General features: G+C 65.0%; 4 protein-coding genes and 1 pseudogene. 1 reads left to right on the top strand and 4 read right to left on the bottom strand.

Annotation, left to right across the window (positions count from 1 at the left end):
• Positions 1-49: 49 nt before the first annotated feature.
• The gene (locus tag ACIQ2E_RS11470) at positions 50-1780 is read left to right on the top strand and encodes an NADPH-dependent assimilatory sulfite reductase hemoprotein subunit (RefSeq protein ID WP_398330498.1); all 1731 of its coding nucleotides are present in this window, start codon (positions 50-52) and stop codon (positions 1778-1780) included.
• Here the strand turns inward: ACIQ2E_RS11470 and ACIQ2E_RS11465 are convergent.
• The 4 genes and pseudogenes from ACIQ2E_RS11465 to ACIQ2E_RS11450 form a co-directional block, all read right to left on the bottom strand.
• A complete protein-coding gene (locus ACIQ2E_RS11465; RefSeq protein ID WP_398330495.1) occupies positions 1763-2491 on the bottom strand; it encodes a M15 family metallopeptidase in 729 nt (242 codons plus the stop codon). The two genes, ACIQ2E_RS11470 and ACIQ2E_RS11465, sit on opposite strands and share 18 nt — an antisense overlap.
• Before the next feature lie 5 nt (positions 2492-2496).
• The gene (recG, locus tag ACIQ2E_RS11460; RefSeq protein WP_398330492.1) at positions 2497-4932 is read right to left on the bottom strand and encodes an ATP-dependent DNA helicase RecG; all 2436 of its coding nucleotides are present in this window, start codon (positions 4930-4932) and stop codon (positions 2497-2499) included.
• A 14-nt stretch (positions 4933-4946) separates the two neighbouring features.
• Positions 4947-6170, bottom strand: coding sequence for a hypothetical protein (locus ACIQ2E_RS11455; RefSeq protein WP_398330489.1), 1224 nt, complete (start codon positions 6168-6170; stop codon positions 4947-4949).
• Positions 6170-6299 (bottom strand): annotated as a pseudogene (locus tag ACIQ2E_RS11450) (elongation factor Ts); the annotation flags it as partial. The pseudogene ACIQ2E_RS11450 and the gene ACIQ2E_RS11455, both read right to left, overlap by 1 nt.

Genomic DNA, 6299 nt, shown 5'->3' with positions numbered 1-6299 from the left:
CGATGAGCGCAGCTCTGAATCTCAGAGCGGCCGAAGCTTCTCGCCTTGCATCGCCAACGGCGCCGAACGCACCAAATTCGAGCAGCTGAAAGCCGACAGCGGCTATCTGCGCGAACCCTTGGCTACCGAGCTCGAGAACGAGCTGCCCAACTTCAGTGATAGCTCAGTTCAACTGCTGAAGTTCCATGGCAGCTATCAACAAGACAACCGCGATAACCGGCAGAAGGGACAAGACAAAGATTGGCAAATGATGCTGCGGCTGCGCAGCCCAGCCGGCCGGATTCCGGCCTCGCTGTTTCTGGCCATGGACGATCTGGCTGATCGTTTGGGTAACGGAACCCTGCGGGTCACAACGCGGCAGGCGTTCCAGATGCACGGCATCCGCAAGCACAATCTGCGCGAGGTGATCGGCACGATCGTGCGCGGGATGGGCTCCACCCTGGCGGCCTGCGGCGACATCAACCGCAACGTGATGGCTCCCGCGGCCCCCTTTGATAAGGGCGCGTACCCCGCGGCTCGCCAACTCGCGAACGACATAGCCGACACCTTGAGCCCCGTTGCCGCCGAAGGGGCCTATCTGGATCTCTGGGTGGATGGAGAACTCAGCTACCGGATCAAGCCGACCCGTGCGGTGAACAAGGTGCGCGAGCGCCAGATGGAAGGCGGCGTGTTCAGCGGCGATAGCCAAGAGCCGCTGTATGGCACCACCTATCTACCCCGCAAGTTCAAGTGCGCCGTGACGGTGCCCGGCGACAACTCGGTGGATCTGCTCACCCAAGACATCGGCCTGGTGGCCTTTGCCGATGCCAACGGCAGCCTGCGCGGTTGCAACGTGTATGTGGGCGGTGGCATGGGCCGCACCCACAACAAGGAAGAAACCTTCGCGCGCACCGCAGACGCCCTCGGCTACGTGGACGCTGAGTATGTGCTGGATCTGGTACAAGCGATCCTGGCGCTACAACGCGATTACGGCGATCGCAACAACCGCCGCCACTCGCGGATGAAATACCTGATCCACGATCAGGGGATTGCCTGGTTCAAGCAGGAGCTCAAGGCCAAGTATTTCCAGCACCCGATCAAGGGCATGCGGCTGGAGCCCAAGGCCAAACTCCAGGATTACCTGGGCTGGCACCGCCAGGGCAGCGGCACCTGGTTTGTGGGCATTCCGCTGTTGTGTGGCCGCCTTGCTGGTGACCTGAAGCGCGGTCTGCGCCAACTGGTGGAGACCTACCAATTGGAGGTGCGCCTGACTCCCAACCAAGACCTACTGCTTTGCAACATCGGCACCGCCCAGCGCGGCAGTGTGCGCTCGGCTCTTGAGGCGATGGGGATCGAGGCACCGGAAGCGCCCCCGCTCCTCGCCCGCAATGCCATTGCCTGCCCCGCACTTCCGCTCTGCGGCCTGGCAGTAACGGAAGCTGAGCGCATCCTGCCAGAGGTGCTGGATCGCCTGGATGCCCAACTACGCCGGCTGGAGATCGAGAAACCGATGCTGGTGCGCATGACCGGCTGCCCCAATGGCTGCGCCCGGCCCTACATGGCCGAGCTCGGCCTGGTGGGCGACGGCTTGAATCAATACCAACTCTGGCTGGGTGGCACCCCTAACCTCACCCGCCTCGCGGAGCCGTACCTCGAGCGGATGCCCCTCGAGAAGCTGGAAACCACGCTGGAGCCACTGCTGCTGGGTTGGAAATCGGCCGGCGGTCGCCGCTCCTTCGGCGATTACGTGGTGAAGCTCGGCCGTGAGCAGGTGCAGGAGCTGCTAGCTGGAGCTGCTTGAGAAGACCCAGCGTCCGTAGATGGCCTGGTGGTCGCCTCTGCGCCAGGCCCAGAGTTGATCACCACGGCTGAAATGCCACCACTCGTTGGGATGTTGCGCAAATCCCGCTTCCAGCATCACGGAAGCAAGCAGGTCTCGGCGCTGCTGAAACAGGATGGCCTGGTTGCGCTGCTCAGAATCGCAGGCTTCCCTGGCGACAACAGCGAAGTGATCAGGTTCTGACACGGCACCGATCGCATCGATCGGCGAACCCAGATCCAGCGTTGCTCCATCCGATCCCGCCAGGGTGAGGTCCACTGCGGCTCCGGTGCTATGGGGCGGAGGTGTGGCTGGATCATCGCTGGGAGGTGCCCAGAAGCGCCCCACCTCGTGCTCCACAGCCTCCAGCTCAGCACTGGGCAGGTGGGGATCCACCCCAAGCCGCTTGCATTCCTCAGCGATGGCGTAAGCCACCATGAACCGCTGCACCGCCAGCGGCCGCCAGGCATCAAAAATGGCGAGGCGGCAGCCAGTGTTGCGTTCCTGAAGCAACCGTTGCGCCTGAAGCAGACGCTCGATCACCCCCTGTCGCAGGCAAAACGGGCAGGACTCAGCACCGTAGGGGGCACCCGCCGCGACGTAGGGGTGGGGCTCCAGCCGCAGCAGATCAGACGGCAACGGCAGAAGCGGTTCGCCGCAGTCTTGGATGGGGATCGGGCTCCAGGGGCGCATGGCGCTCAGTTCAAACGTGCCGGGGCCGCTGTGCGCTGGCGCTGCTCTGCCAGAGCGGCGGCCAGGTCGGCGTGGGCCTCCAGGCAGGGATCGCTCTCCATGATCTGCTGCGCCACGCGGCGTGCCTGCTCGAGCACATCGCCGTCATCGGTGAGGCTGGCCAACGCCAGGTCGGGTAGACCGCTTTGGCGGGTGCCCAGCACCTGCCCGGGCCCCCGTAGCCGCAGGTCCATCTCTGCGATTTCGAAGCCATCGGTGGAATGCACCAGCACCTCCAGCCGCTGACGCGCCAGGGCATTGCGGCTGTCGTTGATCAACTGGCAATAGGAGGCAGCCGCACCACGGCCCACCCGCCCCCGCAGCTGGTGCAGCTGCGCCAGGCCAAAGCGATCGGCATGCTCAATCACCATCACGCTGGCCTCCGGCACATCCACACCCACCTCCACCACCGTGGTGCTCACCAAAACCTGGGTGTCGCCCGCGGCAAAGGCACCGATCGCCGCCTGCTTCTCGTGGCTGGGCATACGGCCGTGCAGCAGGCCCACCTGGAGATCGGGAAAGGTCTGACTACTCAGCTGCTGATGCACCTCCACCGCAGAGCGCAGGTCGAGCTTTTCTGATTCCTCCACCAATGGCAGCACCACATAAGCGCGCTGGCCAAGAGCAACCTGCTCACGCATCAACTGATAGGCCTGATCCCGCTCTCCTCCGGAAAGCAGGGCAGTGCGAATCGGTGTGCGGCCCGGCGGGAGCTCATCGATCTGGCTGACCTCAAGATCACCGTGCAACGAGAGCGCCAGGGTGCGCGGGATCGGCGTGGCGGTCATGGTGAGCAGATGGGGCTGCAAACCCTTATCGAGCAGGCGGTTGCGCTGATGCACGCCAAAGCGGTGCTGCTCATCCACCACCACCAGCCCCAATCGGGCAAACTGAACTGGATCCTCCAGTAGTGCATGGGTGCCCACGAGCATCTTCAGGGTGCCGTTGCTCAGATCAGCCAAAAGCTCCCGCCGGCGCCGGGCCGGCGTTGAACCGGTGAGCAGGGCGCAGCTCACGTGCAGCTGTGGCAGCCATTCACAGAGTTTGCGGTAGTGCTGCTCAGCGAGCACCTCGGTAGGTGCCATCAGCGCACCCTGGCAGCCGGCTTCGATGGCGGTGAGCAGCGAGGCAATCGCCACAACAGTTTTGCCGCTGCCCACATCGCCCTGCACCAGCCGGGCCATCGGCTGCTCGCGCTCCAGATCTGCGCGGATCTCCGCCAGCACCCGTTGCTGGGCACCGGTGAGGGGAAACGGCAGCAGCTCCAGAAAGGCGGTGAGCAGGTTGCCGTTGGGGTGATTCAGGGCCGGAGCAGGGCGGCTGGTGAGCAGACGGCGGCGCTGCAGCAGACCCAACTGCAGCAGCAGGAATTCATCGAACACCAGGCGCCGCCGCGCACTGGCCAGAGTGTCCTGGTTGCTGGGGGCATGGATCTGGGTGAGGGCCGTACCCAGATCCACCAAATCTTCCTGCTGCTGCAGGCGCGGGGGCAAGGGATCCGGCCAACGCTGGGCTGCCCCTAGCAGAGGCCGAACCAATGCACGCAAGCGATCGGCCGTGAGCCCCTCGGTAAGCCCGTACACCGGCAGCAGGCGGCCGATTTGCTCACTCTGCACCGGTGCATTGGGGCTGGCCAGCACCTCCATCAGCGGATCCTGAAAAGCTGGGCCGTAGGGGGTTTCCTTCACCAGACCACTCACGGCAACCGTGGCGCCCGCGGGGTATTGCCGCTGCTGGGCCTTCAGCCAGGCCGGTGCACTGAAGCGTTTGCCAGCAAAAAACTTGGAGATGCGAATGCGACCGGTGATGTCCACCAGCTGCAGTTCGAGAATCGAGAGGTTGGGGTTGCGGGGGCTGGTGAAGCTGTGGCTGCGGCGCACCGTGGCCACGATCGTGGCGGTGCGGCCTGGCTCCAGCGCTGCGATGCGCACCAGATTCGAATAATCGAGATAGTCGCGCGGGTAATACCGCACCAGATCGCGTGCCACCCACAGATCCAGGGCCGCGAGACGCGCGGCGCTCTTGGGACCGACTCCCTTGATCTCACTGAGCGGGGTCTGGGGGTGGATGACACCAACCGTGCCGCTGGGCTGGGGAGCATCGGACACCAGGCGCAACCGCGGCGCAGACACCGGCAACGCGGGAGCATGGGCTCGCTGCAGCTCATGCAGCGACTGACGGGTGCGGCGCACCAAAGCCTGACGGCGGGCCTGGCTCAGCTCTCCGTAGGCATCGAACTGTTCCGCGAGCTGGCTCAGCAGTTGCTGCTGGTGCGGAGGCAAGGGATGCGGCACCTCGCGCAGGCTGCGGCTCAGAAAGGCTTGGAAGGGCTCACGCCGGCCCTGCAGGTTGCCAAAACCATGATCAGCCTCCAGCTGCAACCCCTGCTGCAGGGGCCGCAACCAGGCCTGAAGGCTCAGGAATGCTCCGCCGCCGGCTTCAGGTTGTGAGCATGGTCCTGATACCACTGATGTTCAGCCTCGAGGGCATCCAGCCGGCGCTGCCAACTGCGGTAACGCTTGGCCATTGTGCGCAATGCGCGGCGGCGCTGCTCCAGTCGCTTGCGGCAGGTGCGCAGCCGAGGTTGCTCGTATTCGAGATCTGAGCAGCGCAGCAGCAGGGTGAGCACCTCAGTGGGGGCATTGGGCCCGAGCACCTGGCCCAAGGGCAACGGCAGACGCAGCAGGTTGGCCGGGGCCGGCAGTGCGTCGACCTGCCCATCGAGCACGGCATCCAACAGATTCATCGGTAGCAAGCCCTGGGCCAGGCCCAGACGCAGCATCTCCACGTTGATGGCATGGGAGAGGTTGCGCAGCCGGCGGCGTAGGGCGCGATCGAAATGGGTCCACCAGCGCAGCTGCAGCAGTGGATCGCGGGGAAGCGATGCAGCGGTGACCCGCGTGTCGAGATCAGCAGGCGCGGCCAGGAGCATCGCCGCCTCACCGGCGGGCTCGGCATCCTGCTCGGCCTGCGCATCAGCTGAGGGTGTTGGGGTGTTGCTGCTGGCTTGCAGACCCTCGGCGGCCATTTGGAACAGCGACTGCAGCAACGCCTGCTCCGAAGACGGCGAGTCCGCTGGCACCTCGGGGGAGGGCTCCGGCGCGGGTGACTGCGATGCAGGCTGTGACAGGGCAAGGCCGGGTAGCCCGCGATCAAAGAGATCAGCTGAAACAGGCAGATCCAGGCTCAGATGCACCGATCCGCTGGCACTGGGCCCTGGCGGTGCAGCCCCGTCATCTGCTGCCGCTGCGCGGCTGTCGCCCTCGTCGCTGTTGTCGGCGCCGTCGCCATTGAGAAAGGCCTCCAGCATCCGCTGCTGTTGGGCGCGCTGGCGTCGATGCTCACGGCGCTGCTGCTGTGCAGCCAGACCGATCACCTGCTCCACCGTGAGCAGGGTGCCGGTGCGTTGCACCAGCTCCTGAAGGCGCTGCTGAAACGCCTGGCGCCGTTGTGGCGGCAGCTGGTTGAAGCGATCGGGCACCACCTGAGTGGCCAGATGAAAACAGGCCTGCTGCACGCCATGCAGCAGGCCTTCACGTAACACCTGGAGATACAGGGCCAGGTCGCGATAGAGCTCCGGTGCCAGCTGCTCCTGCTGCTGCAGGAGCAGATTGATCTGGCGCTGGGCCTCCTCGCGCATCAGGCAGCCTGCATCGCAGCCACTTCAGCCGCGAAGTCCATCTTCTGCACCTCGATGCCCTCACCCAGGGTGAAGCGCACGAAACGGCGCACCTGGATGTTCTCGCCCACCTTGCCGGCCACCTGCTTC

The sequence above is a fragment of the Vulcanococcus sp. genome (genome assembly GCF_044369115.1).
Lineage (GTDB): Bacteria > Cyanobacteriota > Cyanobacteriia > PCC-6307 > Cyanobiaceae > Vulcanococcus.
The sequence above is the reverse complement of the archived record's forward strand: the minus strand, read 5'-3'. Positions and strand labels throughout refer to the sequence as shown.

What these genes read in the sequence shown, in the direction of transcription:
- ACIQ2E_RS11455 (WP_398330489.1), bottom strand. Translation starts at nt 6,170, where the DNA reads ATGCGCGAGGAGGCCCAGCGCCAGATCAATCTGCTCCTGCAGCAGCAG.
- ACIQ2E_RS11465 (WP_398330495.1), bottom strand. Translation starts at nt 2,491, where the DNA reads ATGCGCCCCTGGAGCCCGATCCCCATCCAAGACTGCGGCGAACCGCTT.